This window comes from Intestinibacter sp. (assembly GCF_051866655.1).
In the GTDB taxonomy this organism is placed as follows: Bacteria; Bacillota; Clostridia; order Peptostreptococcales; family Peptostreptococcaceae; genus Intestinibacter.
In genome coordinates this window covers 1-2,403 of sequence record NZ_JBJDXL010000162.1, presented here as the reverse complement: position 1 = coordinate 2,403, position 2,403 = coordinate 1, and the positions used below count along the sequence as shown (strand labels likewise).

Sequence of the window (2,403 nt, the reverse complement as noted above, 5' to 3'; positions counted from 1 at the left end):
TAATCTGTGTACTCGCCTTCTTTGACTAGATGAGTTGCAGATTCCTTTAGAGTTCCCCAAACTTCCTTTGTATCATCGTCAATTTCGATCTTGCCTCCTGCAGGGCATGGAGTATTTTCGTCTATTCCAAACTTCTCAAATGCCTTGGAATTTAGCCATAAAGTATGACCATCGTAAGCTCTTAGAATTATAGAAATGTCTCTAGAAACATCATCTAAATGTTGCTTTCTAGGTCCCTTTGAGATCTCGTTTCCTTCAAAAATTCCTAGAGACCATCCTCTTCCATAGACCGCATCTATGCCTTTATTTTTCTGCATAAAAGCTCTTATCGCATCCTTGCACTCATCAATAGAATCCAATCCGTACAAAGAAACCTCGTAAAGATCTGTCAATGCTGTCCCCGGTGGATGAATGTGACTGTCTATAAGCCCCGGAAGTACAGCATGACCTTGAAGGTCGATTACCTTTAGCGAACCTTTGACTTCACCCGAGTCTAATGCACTCATCAAGTCCACAAATTCAATAGACTCTCCAAGTGCCAGGCTTCTATCTATAAACTCCTGCGCACCATCATTAGTCCCTACATACGCGATTTTATTTCCATCTATAACTAATGCTTCTTTTACACTGTTATCAGAATCGACAGTATAAATCTTAGCATTTAATATTATTACCTTATTTTTCAATTTTTACACCTTCTTTTTCGCACTAAATTTCTTAGCGCTTTTTGTCAACTCTTAAAGGCTTATGTCTTCTATATCTAAATCCTTAAGTGTCTTCATTTTACTTAAATTAGTCATATCTATATGAACTGGAGTGATAGATACATACCCATTTTCAACGGCAACTATGTCGCTGTCTTTGTCTTGAGGAACATCAGCCAAATCTCCACCCATCCAGACATATCTTTGACCTCTCAAGCTCTTTCTATCATCCATTACATTATTATATACACGCTGACCTAATTTTGTTATTTTTACTCCTTTTTTGTCTCCTTTTGGGAAATTCACGTTTAATATAATTTCATCTAGCTTATCTAAATTGCCCTCTAACTTTTGAATCAAAGCGACTGTGTATTTTGCTGCCTCCTCGTATTCCTCTGTTGAAACCTTGTACGAAGTGCAAGAAAGCGCAATCGATGGTTTTCTTTCAATAAGCCCTTCGATAGCAGCCGCAACTGTCCCAGAATATAGCACGTCGTTTCCTAGATTCGGACCGTTATTTATACCACTCAACACCAAATCAATCTCTACATCCTTCAAAATTGCCTCTATCCCAACCTTCACACAGTCAGCAGGAGTACCTGATGTCGAGTAAGCCTCTATATTTTCAGCTATAAATTCGTCGTTTATCAAAATCGGCTTGTGAAGCGTAATCGCATGTCCGCTCGCACTTTTCGGACTGTCAGGCGCAACTACATATGTATTTGCTATTTTTGAAATTTCCTGAGCTAAAATTTTTATTCCCTCTGCATTTATACCATCGTCATTTGTTATAAATATATTCATAAGTTTCTCCTTTATATCTTTGTTTTTGATTTATTTTATTATATCATAAGACAATATTTCTTCTAAAAATTCAACAACAAATATGATTTAAAATATATACCATTAGTCTTTGAAAATAAAAAAGACCGGTAAACCAGTCTTTTTTATTACTACAATAATTCTCTCTATTTTTAAATACTTTAATACCCATAACATCAAAACAAATTTCACAAAAACATTTACAATTTAGCTCCGACCATTAAATATTTTGTGACAAAAATAGAATTTACTAATTTCTTACATCCTTATTAATATTTGAGAAGTATTAATTTACTTACATTAGCAATTAAATTAAAGTATTTATAATAAAGTATATCATATTTTTACTCTTTATTCTACATAAGTAGTATTTTTTTAACATCTATATTTCATTCTTGAAATAATAAAATTCTTACTCTAAAATGATATTATGTAAAATAAATAAAATTAAGGAGTTTAACCATGAAATTATTAAAAAAAAATGGCTATTGTAGTAATTTGTTGCGCAGTATTAACTGGAATTATATTTTTTATAAAAGATAAGCACGATAATAATATCGAAAATACTTATATCAATTATGTAAATGATACCCTTATACCCAAATACGGTAAATCTTCTTTGTATTTAGAAAATAATAATAATCCTAATATAGAAGGTGAAAAATTGCTGGATAAAGGTAGTAAGGGGATTTTATTCTATAAAATTATAGATTTAGATGAAAGTTCAAATCAAAATCTTTTAGTTCTTAGATCAAATATAAAATACGACTTAGAATACGAAGGTAGTATAAGCACTGAGTTAATCTATGATATATATACTATGGGAGTGTAAGATAAAGTGTGTAAGTAGAAAATAAAATTTTCTCTTATGCACTTT

The 2,403-nt window shown here is 32.0% G+C and carries 3 protein-coding genes; 1 reads left to right on the top strand and 2 read right to left on the bottom strand.

Annotation, left to right across the window (positions count from 1 at the left end; genetic code table 11):
- Together ACI3VO_RS04780 and surE are read right to left on the bottom strand one after the other, a co-directional pair.
- A partial coding sequence (locus ACI3VO_RS04780) for an amidohydrolase family protein (RefSeq protein WP_439756825.1) occupies window positions 1-686 on the bottom strand: 686 nt, incomplete at its 3' end.
- Window positions 687-737: 51 nt separating this feature from the next.
- Window positions 738-1,508, bottom strand: a complete 771-nt coding sequence (gene surE, locus ACI3VO_RS04775) for a 5'/3'-nucleotidase SurE (protein WP_439756824.1) — start codon at window positions 1,506-1,508, stop codon at window positions 738-740.
- 499 nt (window positions 1,509-2,007) lie between these two features.
- On the opposite strand from surE, the gene ACI3VO_RS04770 reads away from it, so the two are divergent.
- Complete coding sequence (locus ACI3VO_RS04770) at window positions 2,008-2,358, top strand: hypothetical protein (protein ID WP_439756823.1); 351 nt, start codon at window positions 2,008-2,010, stop codon at window positions 2,356-2,358.
- Window positions 2,359-2,403: the final 45 nt, after the last annotated feature.

What these genes read in the sequence shown, in the direction of transcription:
- surE (WP_439756824.1), bottom strand. Translation starts at nt 1,508, where the DNA reads ATGAATATATTTATAACAAATGACGATGGTATAAATGCAGAGGGAATA.
- ACI3VO_RS04770 (WP_439756823.1), top strand. Translation starts at nt 2,008, where the DNA reads ATGGCTATTGTAGTAATTTGTTGCGCAGTATTAACTGGAATTATATTT.